This window comes from Marinomonas rhizomae (assembly GCF_003315485.1).
Lineage (GTDB): Bacteria > Pseudomonadota > Gammaproteobacteria > Pseudomonadales > Marinomonadaceae > Marinomonas > Marinomonas rhizomae.
Genome location: NZ_QNSE01000008.1, coordinates 196363 through 211775, shown reverse-complemented (window position 1 = coordinate 211775; position 15413 = coordinate 196363). Strand labels below are relative to the sequence as shown.

The 15413-nt window shown below is 40.9% G+C and carries 15 protein-coding genes; 4 read left to right on the top strand and 11 right to left on the bottom strand.

Going from position 1 to position 15413, the window contains the following annotated elements:
• Window positions 1-20 precede the first annotated feature (20 nt).
• A complete protein-coding gene (locus DFP80_RS12055) occupies window positions 21-425 on the bottom strand; it encodes a DUF1801 domain-containing protein (RefSeq protein ID WP_113917042.1) in 405 nt (134 codons plus the stop codon).
• 244 nt (window positions 426-669) lie between these two features.
• Between DFP80_RS12055 and DFP80_RS12050 the strand changes: the two genes are divergently transcribed.
• On the top strand, window positions 670-1881 hold the full coding sequence (locus DFP80_RS12050; protein WP_113917041.1) for a ribose-phosphate diphosphokinase: 1212 nt from the start codon (window positions 670-672) through the stop codon (window positions 1879-1881).
• Between the two features lie 77 nt (window positions 1882-1958).
• Here DFP80_RS12050 and DFP80_RS12045 read toward each other — a convergent pair whose 3' ends face one another.
• The 3 genes from DFP80_RS12045 to DFP80_RS12035 form a co-directional block, all read right to left on the bottom strand.
• Complete coding sequence (locus tag DFP80_RS12045) at window positions 1959-2543, bottom strand: hypothetical protein (RefSeq protein WP_113917040.1); 585 nt, start codon at window positions 2541-2543, stop codon at window positions 1959-1961.
• Window positions 2544-2730: 187 nt separating this feature from the next.
• On the bottom strand, window positions 2731-2994 hold the full coding sequence (locus DFP80_RS12040) for a DksA/TraR family C4-type zinc finger protein (RefSeq protein ID WP_100185968.1): 264 nt from the start codon (window positions 2992-2994) through the stop codon (window positions 2731-2733).
• A gap of 28 nt (window positions 2995-3022) precedes the next feature.
• On the bottom strand, window positions 3023-3658 hold the full coding sequence (locus DFP80_RS12035) for a LysE family translocator (RefSeq protein WP_113917039.1): 636 nt from the start codon (window positions 3656-3658) through the stop codon (window positions 3023-3025).
• A gap of 266 nt (window positions 3659-3924) precedes the next feature.
• Between DFP80_RS12035 and DFP80_RS12030 the strand changes: the two genes are divergently transcribed.
• Both DFP80_RS12030 and DFP80_RS12025 read left to right on the top strand, forming a co-directional pair.
• The gene (locus tag DFP80_RS12030; RefSeq protein ID WP_113917038.1) at window positions 3925-4509 is read left to right on the top strand and encodes a HupE/UreJ family protein; all 585 of its coding nucleotides are present in this window, start codon (window positions 3925-3927) and stop codon (window positions 4507-4509) included.
• A gap of 202 nt (window positions 4510-4711) precedes the next feature.
• Complete coding sequence (locus DFP80_RS12025; RefSeq protein ID WP_113917037.1) at window positions 4712-6907, top strand: bifunctional diguanylate cyclase/phosphodiesterase; 2196 nt, start codon at window positions 4712-4714, stop codon at window positions 6905-6907.
• A 172-nt stretch (window positions 6908-7079) separates the two neighbouring features.
• Here DFP80_RS12025 and DFP80_RS12020 read toward each other — a convergent pair whose 3' ends face one another.
• The 5 genes from DFP80_RS12020 to ectA all read right to left on the bottom strand — a co-directional run bounded on the left by DFP80_RS12020 (window position 7080) and on the right by ectA (window position 12185).
• Window positions 7080-8522 carry an aspartate kinase gene (locus tag DFP80_RS12020; protein WP_113917036.1) on the bottom strand — a complete coding sequence of 481 codons (1443 nt, stop codon included), beginning with the start codon at window positions 8520-8522 and terminating at the stop codon, window positions 7080-7082.
• A 104-nt stretch (window positions 8523-8626) separates the two neighbouring features.
• A complete protein-coding gene (gene thpD, locus DFP80_RS12015; RefSeq protein WP_123097926.1) occupies window positions 8627-9631 on the bottom strand; it encodes an ectoine hydroxylase in 1005 nt (334 codons plus the stop codon).
• 57 nt (window positions 9632-9688) lie between these two features.
• On the bottom strand, window positions 9689-10078 hold the full coding sequence (locus tag DFP80_RS12010) for an ectoine synthase (RefSeq protein ID WP_113917035.1): 390 nt from the start codon (window positions 10076-10078) through the stop codon (window positions 9689-9691).
• Window positions 10079-10227: 149 nt separating this feature from the next.
• Window positions 10228-11541 (bottom strand): diaminobutyrate--2-oxoglutarate transaminase, encoded by a 1314-nt coding sequence (gene ectB / locus DFP80_RS12005; RefSeq protein ID WP_113917034.1) that lies wholly within the window; start codon window positions 11539-11541, stop codon window positions 10228-10230.
• A gap of 143 nt (window positions 11542-11684) precedes the next feature.
• Complete coding sequence (gene ectA, locus DFP80_RS12000; RefSeq protein ID WP_258546983.1) at window positions 11685-12185, bottom strand: diaminobutyrate acetyltransferase; 501 nt, start codon at window positions 12183-12185, stop codon at window positions 11685-11687.
• A 445-nt stretch (window positions 12186-12630) separates the two neighbouring features.
• Here ectA and DFP80_RS11995 point away from each other — a divergent pair, with 445 nt between their 5' ends.
• Window positions 12631-13989 (top strand): sodium-dependent transporter, encoded by a 1359-nt coding sequence (locus DFP80_RS11995; protein ID WP_113917032.1) that lies wholly within the window; start codon window positions 12631-12633, stop codon window positions 13987-13989.
• Between the two features lie 90 nt (window positions 13990-14079).
• Here the strand turns inward: DFP80_RS11995 and DFP80_RS11990 are convergent, their stop codons facing one another.
• Together DFP80_RS11990 and DFP80_RS11985 are read right to left on the bottom strand one after the other, a co-directional pair.
• Window positions 14080-14319 carry a DUF2061 domain-containing protein gene (locus tag DFP80_RS11990; RefSeq protein WP_113917031.1) on the bottom strand — a complete coding sequence of 80 codons (240 nt, stop codon included), beginning with the start codon at window positions 14317-14319 and terminating at the stop codon, window positions 14080-14082.
• A 106-nt stretch (window positions 14320-14425) separates the two neighbouring features.
• Window positions 14426-15361 carry a MerR family transcriptional regulator gene (locus DFP80_RS11985; RefSeq protein ID WP_241560223.1) on the bottom strand — a complete coding sequence of 312 codons (936 nt, stop codon included), beginning with the start codon at window positions 15359-15361 and terminating at the stop codon, window positions 14426-14428.
• Between the last annotated feature and the right edge of the window lie 52 nt (window positions 15362-15413).

The window sequence follows — 15413 nt, the reverse complement described above, 5'->3', positions numbered from 1 at the left end:
TTGGCGGGCATAAGGGAGCCTTACGCTCCCAGCAAAGGAAGGTGTTTATTTTTCTGGTATCTCATTGCCAACTCAATGCAATGGGATAAACAGCTAGGCGGTACTGATTGATTTATTTCAAGTACAATGGCTCGGTTACCTGAAAATTTCAGTTGATCAGAATACAGTTCTCGAAATGTATCGACCAGCTTACTTTGGCAATTAAAGTACACGCAGTATTGATCAGGAGTTTTTAGCTTCCAATCAAATCGAATGGTACTGCCACCTTTCACAAGGTAACTTGGCTCCCCCCATTTTAACGATTCTTCAACGGCACCAAGCGCATTTTCTTTTGCCATAGAAAAAATAAGTTGCCTCATGGCTAGCATGGTGCTTCTCACATCATCAGGGTAAGCATCAAACTTTGCTTTTACATTAGGTGTCATAAGGGAAACTCCGTCCAATGGACCATTCTCGAATTTAATGAATGATACTGTCTTCTTTTATCATTTTTTTATGACTAGCACTCGCTAAAATAACGTTTTCATAAGTGCTTTTTAGGTTGAACACAAAGCATAATCACCCTAGATCAACATAAAAATGCCATTTATCCTCAATCAGCCCTATCGAAAAAAGGCTACAAGTATTAAAATCAGCGCAAATTCCCCTACCCTTAGTTAAGGATCTCTCATGACTTTGTCGACCGGTCAGGCTACTAATGTCGTCGTTGTTAGTAACTCTTCCGATAACCCTTTTGCAATTGATGTCGCTTATGCAATGGGACAACACGAAGACATCGCTGATTTGATCAGTATGAAACAGTTCATGAACTCCGAATTTTGCCCACGTTTTATTTCTGACGAAGCAGATTTCGATAACATTGGCCGCAAACTCAAGGGTAAAGCTGTCATCATTGTTAGTACTGGCAGTCATGTCAAAAGCCGCCAAGAATTAGCGATGTCCAACCTGATTATTGCCCGTGCCGCAAAAGAAAATGGTGCCGACCGCGTGATTTTGGTTGAACCTGACCTTTTTTATAGCGCGCAAGACCGTGGACCACATCAAAGTCTAGGCGAAACCAGTTTTGAGCGTAATATTCAAGACGTGAAAAAATTTGATGGCCAGCCTTTTACTGCCAAGCTTTACGCTCAATTGTTGAAACTCTCTGGCGTGGATACTGTGATGACGATTCACAACCACTCAGACTCTGTTCAAAAAATGTTTACTGAAGTATTTGAAGGTGACTTTCATAACCTAATCCCTTATGAGATCTACGCCCATTACTTGTTGAATTCAAACATTCTAAATTACGGTAAAGATGGTGAAGGTCTAGTGTTATGCGCACCAGACAAAGGTGCCCGTGATTTCGTTAAAGAAATGTTTAAAACTCTCGGATTAAGCAAAGCGAAATTCATTATGCTCGATAAAGAGCGTAGCGATGAACGTAAAGTTGAAATCAAACTACACAAAGAAAGTGAACATACGTTCGACGGATTAGATGGTGCTAGCATTGTATTATTCGATGACATGGTTCGCACTGGCTCCACCGTAGTTAAATCCTGCCAGTTCCTAAAACAAATTCACCCTGAACGTATGGTATTTGCAGTATCGCATTTTTATGCCAGCGATGAAGGTCGCGAACGTATGGCCCACCCAGCGATTGGTGAAATTCTGACACTCAACACTTTACCAACGATTTTGAACCGTGATGAGCAAGGTCGCTTACGTAAGAAAATGGTCGTATTAAAAGTCGAAAAATGGCTTGCTCAAGAGCTTTGTAATATTCTTGATTTGCCACAAACTCACGAACCAAACCCTTATAAAATCGATATGTCGTCTAAAAACCCGCGCTTTAAACGTAAAATTTGGTTCAGTGAAGAACTGTCTGAATTAAAGAGCTAAGACTGTAATTCACTAAGATATCCTATAAAAATGCCGCGTTTATCGCGGCATTTTTCTTTTACATTCAATCTATTTGATTAAGCGCGGAAAGCTAACAAAAGAATATCTTTGATTTTACGATCTATTTCGACTTGCGCAGTTTCAAAATCGGCTCTTTCGACTTTGTACAAGAAAGGCTGGACATCGCGAAGTTTCTTGATCGCTTGTGGGTCTTCAGCCAGCAAGACTGCAACATAAGAAAAAGCGTCATAGTAAGGAAAAGCCTGTTCTTTGAGTGCATTCAAATAAGAGTCAACTGACTCTTCTCCAAACACTTGCTTGATGGCGGTAATTGCACCGAAGACAGCAACGCCTTCACACAATGCTGGCGTTTTAGCCCCTTCAAAACCAGCAGGATATTGACCACGTACCATTTCTTGAATTACATCAGCCAACAACATGACATCATTACTGAATACTCGAGCAGGCATCTGAATCTTATAACGATATGGTTCATCAGCGTGTTCAAATACAGCACTTGGTTTAGCGATGTCATCACTGACTTCAAAACCATCAAATTTAGCTTCTTCAACGGCTTCACCAAAAAGAAACTCTACCGCAGGCAACCAAGCCGCACGTAATTTCTCTAATTTATTCACTTCTGTTGAGTAAGTGTCTGCCACAACCTCATCCTTATTTATTCTGAAAGAAACAAAGTGCCTGACTTATGCTCAAAACACCCTTTTAGATAAGCGAAACCTTACCATAATGAAGAAGATCAAGCAGGAGAAATTCGACGATATACATGTAGATTCCATGAAGAATACTGGAATCAATATCAATGAAATGGAAGAAAACAACTTACGGATCTTATCTTAGTTGGCTATCTTTACTGCCTGCACGATTATACAAAGCAGAACGGCCTTTCTTCTCTTGCTCGGATTGGCATTGAATACACAAACGTACACCTTGAATGGCTTTGCGCCGAGGTTCAGGAATGACCGCATCGCACTCTTCACAATGGGTCAGGCTCTCCCCTTTTGGCATGCTATTTTTTGCACGCTCCACTTCGGAGTCAACCGTTGCGTCTATTTGGTCCTGCACTGCACCATCTTGCGCCCAACCACTGGCCATAAAACGAGTCCTGTTCTTTGTATTTGCCTTATCGATTACTCAACAATATTCCGCCACCCATAGTAATAAACAACCCGCCAGTTATTTTGGTGATTTTGGCCTCCATGTTTTTTAGCGAGAAACGTTTTCCTAGACGAGCAATACCAAAAGCATAGCCGATATGTACGCTAGTAACGATAGTGCAGATAGTAATAAACATAACCGAAAACTGTTGGTAGGCTGGCAACTCTAGGGTTAAAAACTGAGGCAAGAAGGCCGACAAAAATATCAATGTTTTGGGATTACTGGCAGAGACCAAAAACGCTTCACTAAACAGCGCAATTCCTGTTTTAGCCGACTTAGTTATGACTGTGTTATCTATAGCCTCAAAGGTTGATTTCTTTTTGGATCGTAGTGCTTTCATCCCAAGGTAAATCAAATAAGTCCCGCCCATTATTTTCATCGCCAGAAACCAGACAGGCAATGTTTGTAACAGTGCCCCAACTCCTAAAGCCACCAAACACACGATCAAAAACTGGCAGGTTAAATTACCAAAAATCGTAATAAAGGCCGATTTCCAGCCAAATTGAATGCTGTTTTTAAGCACAAGCAATACATTCGGCCCTGGTGACAAAGTAGTCACTAAGTAAGCCAAGAAAAACAAAGTCCAGAGATGGAAAGTCATGATTTATCCTTAAGCATGTGGAACTATTAATGTCGGATTAGCAATAGAAGTTGGGGTATGAATTAACAACTGAACCTCAATAAAGGTTAATTTATCATCATATTTCGCTAAAAGCTGAATATTTTTGTTACCTATTGACAATATCATTCAATTTACCCTCACTGAGGGTATGTTAGAATCCTATCTTCCAGCCGCAAGAGCGGTGGTTTAGAGAAGACCATTTTATAAGGTCTTTTTCATGTTTATATTTTTTTGGAGACAACACCATGCGTTTATCTACGCTAAAAATAGGATTTGCTGCACTTGTTGCAGTAATACCTGCTCTTGCATTCGCTCACCCAGGACACGAACACACAACTAGCTTCATGACTGGTTTCATGCACCCTATGGGTGGTTTGGACCATTTATTAGCCATGTTAGCCATTGGACTTTGGGCTGCTAGCCTTGGTGGTCGTGCTTTGTGGGCTGTACCTATGGCTTTTGTTGGCACTATGTTGGTTGGTGGCGGTTTAGCTGTTGCTGGCGTGCAAGTCCCTTTCATCGAACAGGGTATTGTTTTATCTGTTATTCTGATGGGTACATTGCTGGTTGGTGCTGCACGCTTCCCTGTTGCTGTCTGCGCAGGCATTGCTGGATTGTTCGCCTTGTTTCATGGCGCTGCACACGGTTTAGAAATGCCGTTAAATGCTAACGGTGCAGAGTACGCATTAGGCTTTGCCGCGGCAACAACTTTGCTTCACGTTGTTGGTATCGGTTTTGGTTTGACGGTTGCCCGTTTCCAAGCACCTATCGTGACTCGCTTAACCGGTAGTTTAATTGCCATTGCAGGACTATTCTTAGCTCTAGCATAACAATAATGCCCGTCAGCCACTGTTTTATTCATTCTTAGAGCAGTGGCTATTCTTTCTTTAATCAATAACGTCTTTATCAATTAACACTTTTCTATTTAATTTATCCCACCTATCTCAGCGTCTAGGCTTACAAAAAACTAAATACTAATAAAGAAATTATCTGTATTATTTTCTGTATACTTTATCAAATGGAGGTCGTTAGTTGAAGAAAGCAGAATTTAGGCAACCTTCCGCCTTATTTTTTTCGTTGATTGCTTTTTTCGCTATCACAGTATTTGGTGGCTATTGGACTCAGTCAAATAACGAATCTATCGTTAGCCAACATCAATCCCTATTAGGTGGCATATCTAGAACACAAGCATCTGTTTTAGAAAGACGCCTTTCTTCTGCCTTTACTTCCGCGCAAATTCTCGCTTATGAAGTAGAACAAAATAACGGCTATGGTGAGTGGTTTTCCAATTATGCGGACAAGCTAATTAAGTCAATTGGAGGCATTGAAAACCTCCAACTTGCCCCTGATGGTATTATTTCTGATATATACCCGCTCAAAGGAAATGAAGCCGCCATCGGCTTTGATATTATCTCGACGCCTAGGTTCAAAGATGAAGCCATGTTGTCGATTAAACATCATAAGATGTTTGTCATTGGTCCTGTCGCCTTAGTTCAAGGCGGTGTTGCCGTTATCAGTCGTGCGCCTGTTTTTTTAAATAGAGGCACTCAAAGAGAGCTCTTTTGGGGGTTTGCCTCGGCTGTTATTTATTTAGACAACCTGTTAGAGGCGACTCAATTAAAACAGCTAGAACAAGAGGGCTATCAATACAGCTTGTCACGAAAGCACGCTGCGACAAAAGAAACTATAGTTCTGTCTTCTTCTATAACTCCACTTTCAGATATACAAGTATCCACCAACCTTATTTTACCTGTCGGCACATGGACTCTTCGGATAAGTCGGGCATTAGACGCACAATTAAAACATCGAAAAATTACAGGCTACGTTATCAGCATTACTGTCGCATTTTTACTATCAATTGCTTTATATGCGATCTTAATCCAGCCTTTGAAGCTTCGGACTCTAGTGAAAGAAAAAACCGCAGAACTTCAAGAACTTGCCTATAAAGACCCATTAACAGGGCTACCAAATAGACGCTTCCTACAAGATAGTTTGCCTAAAACTCTATACGACAATCAAAAACGCAAACGCATATCTGCCTTTATTTATTTCGATTTAGATAACTTCAAACGTATTAATGACACTATAGGTCACGATGTTGGTGACCAAGTTCTCGTCATTGTCGGAGACAGGTTGAACAAACTAAAGCATGTATCAGATCTTGTTGTACGCTTAGGTGGGGACGAATTTGGCATATTATTGGGTGATATTAGCAATGAAAAACAAGCAGCTAAACAAGCAAATCAAGTATTAGAAAGTATTCGAGCGCCCATAAAAATGGACAATAAGGAGTACATTTTAAGTACGTCTTTGGGGATTGCCATGATACCAGAGCATGGTTATGACCTTGTCACTATTATGCAGAATGCTGATATGGCACTGTATCAGGCAAAACTGATGGGGAAAAATCAGTACATTTTTTATACTGAAACGATGAAAATCAGCACACATAACCTAATTAAAGCTGAAGATGATTTGTCTCTTGCCTTACAAAGAAATGAATTTGAGATGTATTACCAACCTCAGTTTGACCTTCATACCGATCATGTCTTTGGCGCTGAAGCATTGATTCGCTGGAATCATCCAGAAAAAGGCTTGGTTTTTCCTAATGATTTTATTTCCCTTGCTGAGAGCACCGGAAAAATTGTGCAGTTAGGATATTGGGTCCTAGAAAGCAGCATAGCCTATTTGGCAAAGCGTAAAGATGAAGGTCGACCTGATATTCTTTTACATATTAACCTTGCTTCTGAGCAACTGTCAGACCCTCACTTTGTTACTCTAGTTAAGGAACTACTTGAAAAATATCAGGTGCCAGCTCATTTGATTGGCTTTGAGATAACTGAAACCTCTATCCTTGAAGACATTCACCTTGCAAGATATCTATTACAAACACTTAAAGAAATGGGCATTTGCATTGCCATTGATGATTTTGGAACCGGTTATTCCTCCCTTTCTCAACTTAAAAACCTGCCTGTAGACCTGCTAAAAATTGACCGTAGTTTTGTGATGGATCTAGAAAATGACCCAGATGATCGAAAGATCGTTGAAGCAATCATTGCTATGGCACACAAGCTTAATATTAAGGTATTGGCAGAAGGCATAGAAACCAGAGAACAATGGAAGATGTTGGCGGAATTTCAATGTGATTTTGGTCAAGGCTACTATGTTAGCAAGGCAGTAACTGCCGATGAATTCAACCAAGGCACTTCAGTTATTCATCAAGATTAGTGCTCTGTCATCATAGTTACGAGAATTCCTTTTGTTCCGTACCACTATGAAAATAATGCTGTTTTACACCATCCCCAGAACACCTCCTCCTTGAATACCAATCACAAAAAAGCCTCAAGTACCATTACAGACACTTGAGGCTCTAGATAACCCTAACACGGCTCGCCTTTAACTAAGACGCTAAGCAAATCGCTCTGCCATGGTTATGCGCTTCAACCAATTCTTTGTGGAGGCTACAGATCGCTTTTTCGTAATCTTCTTCATCGACAACAAACTGCATATCTACCTGACGCATCGATTGGTGCATAGCCAATACGTTGACCTCTTGCTCTGCAATGGCTTTAACAGCCTTTGCCAGCATACCTGTGGTTTTCATATCACTACCAATCGCAGAAACAATCGCCACCTTACGTTGCGTAATTTCGGCATCAGCAAAACGCTCATGCAACACTCTCATAACACGCTTTAAGGTTTTTAAGTTGATCGCCAAATAGTGCGTAATCGTATTCGCATTAATATCTTTAGCTATGATATGAGCATGGAACTGCCTTAATACTTTAAGAATATCTACATCAAACTTATCAATATCGCCTGCCATGTCTTGGTCAAATAGCTCTACGGCAAATACCCCGCGGCAGCCTGCAATAATCTCAACACAAGGTGCATCACTGACATAATCACCAGTAATAAGCGTACCCGTGTGTTCTGGCTCAAAGGTATTTTTTACACGCAATGCAATACCACTTTGACGAAGCCCTTTTGCTGCCTTTGGATGGATCGCTTCCATACCAAGGTTAGCAAGTTGATCGGCTACATCGTAGTTGGTACGACCAATTGGTACTGCTTTAGTTTCACCTACCAAACGAGGATCGGCACTACTTAGGTGGAATTCTTTATGAATAACCGCTTCATGCGCCTCAGTCAAAACCGCAATACGGCTAAATGTCATTTCACTATAACCACGATCAAATGTAGACATCAAACCGGTTTCACTATGAGCATAGCCCGTCGTGATAGGAAGCTCTTTGCTCAAATCAATGTTTTTAAACGCATCAAGAATACGCTCATCAAGTGACATATGACTCGGGCTATTCCAACCAGTTAAATCGACGAATACCGCATTTACCCCATCGCGTTGTAACAAATGAGCAGTATTCCAAGCGCTATGTGCTTCGCCAAGACTAGCGAGCATTTCTCGTACAGTTGCAAGGTGCTCGCTAATCGAAAAATGGCCATGCTGGCAAAGACGGTGCAAGTCTTCAAGGCACTCTTGTGCTTCTTGTAAACGACTATTTAAAAACGCATCGGCTTTATGACGCAATTCCCCAGCGTCGAACAAACTATGGTTAATCTCTAACATAGCCGTACGAACATCTTGCAGCGCAGGGAACCAGTTGTTTTGCTTACGCTCTTGAGCGAATAAAGCAAACACGCCTGCATCGCCTGTTTTTTTATGCTCTAACAACTTATCCGTCATACCAGCATATGCGGAAACAACAAAAACACGCTGGTACATGTTGTTAGCCAAAGTGGGTTTGAAAATTATATTATCTCTCACTGAACGGTAGTCACTCATGGACGTGCCGCCAATTTTTTCAACTGTATGTTGTCCCATCATTTTTCCAATATGTTTAGGGGCTAAAAGCCAACTTGTGCCGAAATATAAAACTGCCGCTATATTGTCATAAGGTTGCGGAAAATTTAAGCATTAATCGCTTTTTAAAGCGCTTTAATCGACTTTCTAGCCGCGATGTATTCAGGCCTTGGGGTTGTGTTACCGAATGGTAAACCTACCCGATTCGACAAGGCATTGTAGACAAAAAATAAATTCGAACGAGGCGCCGGAGTAATGTTGCCGTTTGAACCATGTAATACATTGCAATCAAACAAGGTAATTCTGCCGGGCTGACCGACGGCCGCTTCGATACCATGCTGTTCAATCAATGACTGTAAAGAAGCATCATCTGGAACACCAACATTTTGTTTTTTAAGCGAAGAAAAGTAGTTATTTTCTGGCGTTTCACCAACACAAGATACATAAGTATGATGAGAACCTGGGATCAATAATAAAGGGCCGTTTTGGTGATCGTTTGAAGTCAGTGTAATGGACATACTCAAAGCTCTCATACGCGGCATTCCATCTTCCACATGCCATGTCTCAAAGTCCGAGTGCCAATAAAACTCTTTACCACGAAAACCCGGTTTATAATTCAAACGCGTTTGATGAAGGTAGACCCTATCCCCTAAAAGGTATTCAGCAATTTGAACCAACCTTGGATCCTGTGCAATTTTTTGAAAAAAACCACCTAGCTTGTGAACATCAAAAACCGAACGAATATCACCACTACTGACTTCTGTAATACTCTCTTCTCTTTGCTTAATGACCTCACTGTCTCGCAAGCACTGCATATGCTTTTGCATATCTGCGATCTCATGATCTTCAAAAAGATGATCTAAAAACAAAAAGCCTTTCTTTTCATATTGATCTAAAAGCGCTTCTTCGAGAGGCGCCTTTAGATCTGTTGAGTAAATAACTGGATCCTTACGATTAATATACGTTGGTAAGGAATACTTTCTAGAAGGATAAACATCTTTCTGCCCACCTTCTTCTGTACTCTTTTTCACCCACTCATCGCTAGAGTTTTTTTTATTAGAAGGCTCTTGTTCCAAAAGCCCTTCGCTATAAAAAACGTCATTCGCTAAAGCTGATGCCGACGCAGACATTATCGTACCTCCTTATTTACTCCTTCAATAATTAACTATTTGATTTAAAATTCGCTTTTAATCCAGCAGCTCGTAAGCGCCTTCCGAGTTATGCACCTCTTTACCTGTAATTGGCGGATTAAAGACACAAGCCAATTTCAGTTCTTTGGAAGCTCGCAAGGTATGAGCGTCATGCTTATCCAAGACATAAACAACGCCAGGTTTAATGTGATGCTTTTGCCCTGTTTCACGGCTTTCTACTTCGCCTTCACCTGAAATGCAGTACACAGATTCAAGGTGATTTTGATAGTGCATATCAAAATCTTTGCCTTCATAAATAGTGGTAATGTGGAAAGAAAACCCCATGTTGTCTTCTTTTAGCAAAAGGCGCGTACTCTCCCAATTACCATCTGGGGACACAACACGGCGTTCGGTTTTTTCACATTCGGCTAAATCACGTGCAAACATTCTTTTCTCCTTATGATCCTAAGATCGCTTAAATACCGGTAATCAGATACCGGAAGAAACCTGAGGTTTTTAACTTACCATTTACTTCACTCAAGTCAGTGACAAAAATCGCCTTTCAACTTATAAAGACGACTTTTACAAAAGAGGAACTAAACTGCGATATCGTAGTTCTCATCAAAATAGCTTTTAGCTTCAGGCATATCATCTTCTTTAGCACAGACATCACGAATAGCGCGCTCTAGAATATCGATACCTTGTTTAAGGTCTTCGTCACTAATAATAAGAGGACATAGGAATTTCACAACTTGATCATCAGCACCGGAGGTTTCGATCATCAGACCATTTTGGAAACATTTTTTGGTGATCTTGTTCGCCAGTTCACCACTTACACAGTTAATACCGCGCATCATGCCTCGACCTTGAACAACGAAATTACCTTCACCAAACTCATTAATAATGTCTTGTGTACGCTGATGGATATATTCACCTTTACGTTTGATTTCTTTCTCAAACGCATCATCTTTCCAATAGGTTTCAATCGCTACTTTGGCGGTTACAAAAGCCAAATTGTTACCACGAAAAGTACCGTTATGCTCACCTGGTTTCCATTCATCCAATTCTGGGCGCATTAAAACAACAGCGAATGGCAAACCATAACCGCTCAGAGATTTCGACATAGTGACAATATCAGGCTTAATACCTGCGTCTTCAAAGCTGAAGAAAGTACCAGTACGGCCGCAACCAGCTTGGATGTCATCAACAATCAATAACACGCCATGCTTTTTACAAACGGCTTCAAGGTTCTGCAGCCAAGCAAAGCTAGCCACATTAATACCACCTTCACCCTGTACTGTTTCGACGATTACTGCCGCTGGTGTATCTACACCGCTACTAGAATCTGACAATACTTTGTCTAAGTATTCGGTTGTTTCAATACCATCACCTAAGTAGCCATCAAAAGGAACAGTAGAAACACCAGCTCCTAATGTTGTACCCGCTGCGCCACGGTGGTGAGAATTACCCGTTACAGATAAGGCGCCCAAACTACAACCGTGGAAACCGTTGGTGAAACTAATAATATTTTCTCGACCTGTAACATTGCGAGCTAGCTTAAGGGCGGCTTCAACCGCATTGGTCCCTGTCGGCCCTGTAAACTGCATCATATATTCCAAACCACGAGGCTCTAAAATATATTGTTTGAAAGACTCTAAAAATTCACCTTTGGCTTTGGTATGCAAATCGAGGCCATGAGTAATACCATCTTCCATTATGTATTCGACTAGCTTTTCTTTGAAAACAGGATTGTTGTGACCATAATTCAATGTCCCAGCACCAGCCAAGAAATCTAAGTATTTATTACCTTCCTCATCAAACAAATGCGCACCTAGTGCACGGTTAAAAATACGTGGGAAAGAGCGCGCATAAGATTGTACTTCTGATTCGATTTCGTCAAAAATTTTCATTTTTATCATCCTTTAAGTTCATAAATAGTTATTTATACATCGAGCAGAAAGCAAAAACTGAGAGTGAAAGCTGCACCTTCTAACTCATCGCATTTCTAACTCGCGTACATTTACATTTATAAGTCGTATGACTCATTAGCTTTTTAATTTATAGAAAAGGGGCCAATCCTAACGAGGTGTTCGGTATCGTGCTGCCCTTTAAAGTGATCTTGTTTATCGAACATGACAGATTCTTCCAAAGGGGCGCCTAGCTGATTTGCAAGGCGTCGAAACAAAGCCCAAGAACCTTCATTTGATGCGGTAATACTGGTTTCTATGTAACGCACATCTGAACAGTTGGATCGTTCAAGCAGTGATAAAACCATTTTTTTCGCTAAACCCTGTCCGCGTGCTTTTTCACTCACCGCCACTTGCCAAACGAACAAAGTGTCAGTTTGGTTAGGAATGATATAGCCAGAGACAAAACCCACCATTTCACCGCCTTCGAAGCTAGCTGCAACGGACGTTTCATTGAAATGACTGGCTTGAAGTAAATTGCAATATACCGAGTTGGTATCTAATGGCGGACAAGATGCAACCAACTTATTCACTGCCATACCATCTATTGCACTGGGTTTCGTTAACACAATTTTTTCTGAATTCATCATCACATCCATTAGAAAACAAAGCATTATTAACCCGACGATTTTATAAATCAGTCGATCAATAACAACGACTATGACTGATTTATATGAATTTAGTGTTACTCATCAGGTTTTTCAAACCAAATTAGTTTGATGTCTAATTATTCTACCTAAAAGCATTTTCAAGTCCAGACATTTATTTAGAGAACTAACTATTACAGGCGTAAGATTTTGCCCAAAGCTAGACCACCTCTAAGCTGAAAAGCGTTCGCCAAATAGCGAAAAACATCATAAAAAAACAATTTTAGTTGCATATATGCAGCGAAATTCGGAAAATCCCGTCCCTATTCGGAGTTTTGCTTACTGGCATTGATTCAAGCTGGTGAAGTAGGAAGCATTGGTATGGGTAAAAAACCAACTCCGATCGCTGTTTATATATTTTGCTTTCAACTATTTAGAGATAACTATGAAAAATAAAACATCTATCCAAGGCTCATGGGCGAGTCGATGGATATTCATTTTAGCGGCAACAGGTTCCGCTGTAGGCTTAGGTAACATTTGGAAATTCCCTTACATCACTGGCGAAAACGGTGGTGGGGCGTTTGTTCTAGTTTATTTGGTTTGTATTCTGCTTGTCGGCATTCCAATTATGATGGCTGAAGTATTTATTGGGCGTCGTGCACGTAAGAACCCAATTAATGCTTTAACAGATGTCGCTGAAGAATCTGGAAGTGCTAAATCTTGGGGATTGATTGGTTTGATGGGAATGCTGTCTGGCGTGCTTATCTTTTCGTTCTATTCTGTTGTTGGTGGCTGGGTACTTCATTATATTAAGGTGATGCTCACAGGTGAAATGAACGGGATATCATCTGATGATGCTGGTGCTGCATTCGGCGCTTTGCTTGCTGATCCTGCTACTCTGCTAGGCTGGCATACTCTTTTCAGCATCATGACGGTTGTTGTTGTCGCTGCAGGTATAAACAAGGGTATTGAAACAGCAACTCGCATCATGATGCCTGCTTTGTTTGTATTGCTTATTCTTTTGCTTGGTTATGCAATGACAACAGGCGGTTTTGCGCAAGGTTGGAATTTCATGTTCGAGTTTGACTTCAGCAAGTTAACTTGGAATGCTGCTTTGATAGCACTAGGTCATTCGTTCTTTACTCTATCCTTGGGTATGGGAACCATCATGGCTTATGGCTCTTATATGACGAAAGAAGCGTCAATCGGTAAGACTGTACTAGCTATTGGCGCACTGGATACGCTTGTCGCTCTGGTCGCTGGCTTGGCGATTTTCCCTATCATCTTCTCGAACGGAATGGATCCAGCAGCGGGCCCAGGCTTGATGTTTATTTCCTTACCGGTAGCGTTTGGCCAAATGCCTTTCGGTCAATTGTTCGGTGTATTGTTCTTCGTCTTGGTCGGCGTAGCAGCATGGACATCGGCAATTTCTTTACTAGAACCAACAGTAGCCTTCTTGGTAGAACGTTTCAAAATGAAGCGTATTACCGCCTCTATTAGTTTGGGAATTGTCGTTTGGGGGTTAGGTATTGCCTGCCTAGGTTCATTCAACTTTATGTCTGATGTAACCCTGTTCGGCAAAAACACTTTCGACTTCTTAGATTACATTACAGCAAATATTATGTTGCCATTAGGCGGCATAATGATCGCGCTATTTGCTGGCTGGAAGGTTAAAGATAAATTTGCTCAAGACGAGCTAAATTTGCCTAGCGCTGTTTTCAAACTATGGAACTTCTCTATGAAGTTCACGGCACCAATTGCAGTTGCGCTCGTATTATACTTCTTAATAAATCCTATGAAGTAGTACTTAAAAATACATAACGTATTAAATCTGTTACCAACCCCATTAGCGTTCTACGCTGGTGGGGTTTCTTTTTTAAAGCATGCCAGAAAATCACATTGACCTTAGGGCATAATTTTCCCCTGCTGTTTGAATCGTCTTGCTCAATTCAGACGCGACGTCAGTTTGTTGGATTCTATTCCATACAATTTCATGAAAATAAAAAGCGACGGTATTAATCGCTGGTTCTACAATAGCCACCAAACCACCGACTAACAAACTCCCCGTGATGAGATACGCTACAGAGAACGCGATAGAAAAGTGCATAACGGCAAAAGTCATTGTTTTAACCATGTTGAATCCCCTTCTTTACTTTGTATAGTTGATAGAAGAAAGGATAAGACTAAGCCAGAAATAATAAAAATATATTGTAGATATCTATCTGATAGTTTTTTACTTTCTAACCCTCCAACCTATCTATAAAATTAATCACTCCTTCAAATGCTTCAGAATAGACTTTAACCTGATCAAGGTCCGTTACATTAGACTCATGAGCTGCCAGCCAAAAACTTGCGCCAATTACACCAACAGGCCTTTGCCATTGCTGCATTAAATTCACTAATTCTGTCGCTTTATTGGCGAATTCATTTTCACAAAAAACCAATACGGAATTAGCCAAAATCCCCTCAATCAAACCAGACCAATCACTACTGTGTTGAATATTAGGAACGACGCTGCACGACAAACCTTTGTCTAACAACATGGCTGCAGCCATATAACACCACAAACTTCGTTGGGAATGTAATCCAGTAATCAACACTTTAGGGGCATTCTTTTTTTGCACTTTAAAGGTACTTACACGTGTCATTAAACACGACAGCACTACAGACTCACAGAATGCTAAGGCAGCCCCTTTCCCCATCTGTTCGAAACTTGGTAGTAACCAGTCTCGTATAGCAATATCAGCGGGATATTGAGAAAAAATTTGCTGATACATCTGCTCAATTTTGTCTTCTTGAAAAGCCTCAGATGCTTTTATCAAGACTTCTTGCCACTCTAGCCATTCATTCGACGGCACAACCCCATCGAGTGTCGCACCTTTCTCCAATAAGGCTCGAACTTTACTCACAGCAACTCCTTGCTGGATCCAACGCAGTATGCTCTCTACAAGCTGCACATCACCTTGATCATACAATCGATGACCCTTGCCAGTACGTTTAGGCTTTAATAAGCCATAGCGTCGCTCCCAAGCCCTTAGCGTGACTGAGTTAACACCTGTTTTTAGAGATAACTCTCTGATAGGGAAATACGCAGCGCCATCCAATAGATCTAAGGTATCTAAAGGCTCTTGGTCCTGCTGTTTCTCTGTTTTCGCATTTTGGTTCGACTGACTCATACATTTTCCCAAAAAATCATCATTCATCTAAGACAATAAAACTATTGTGGCC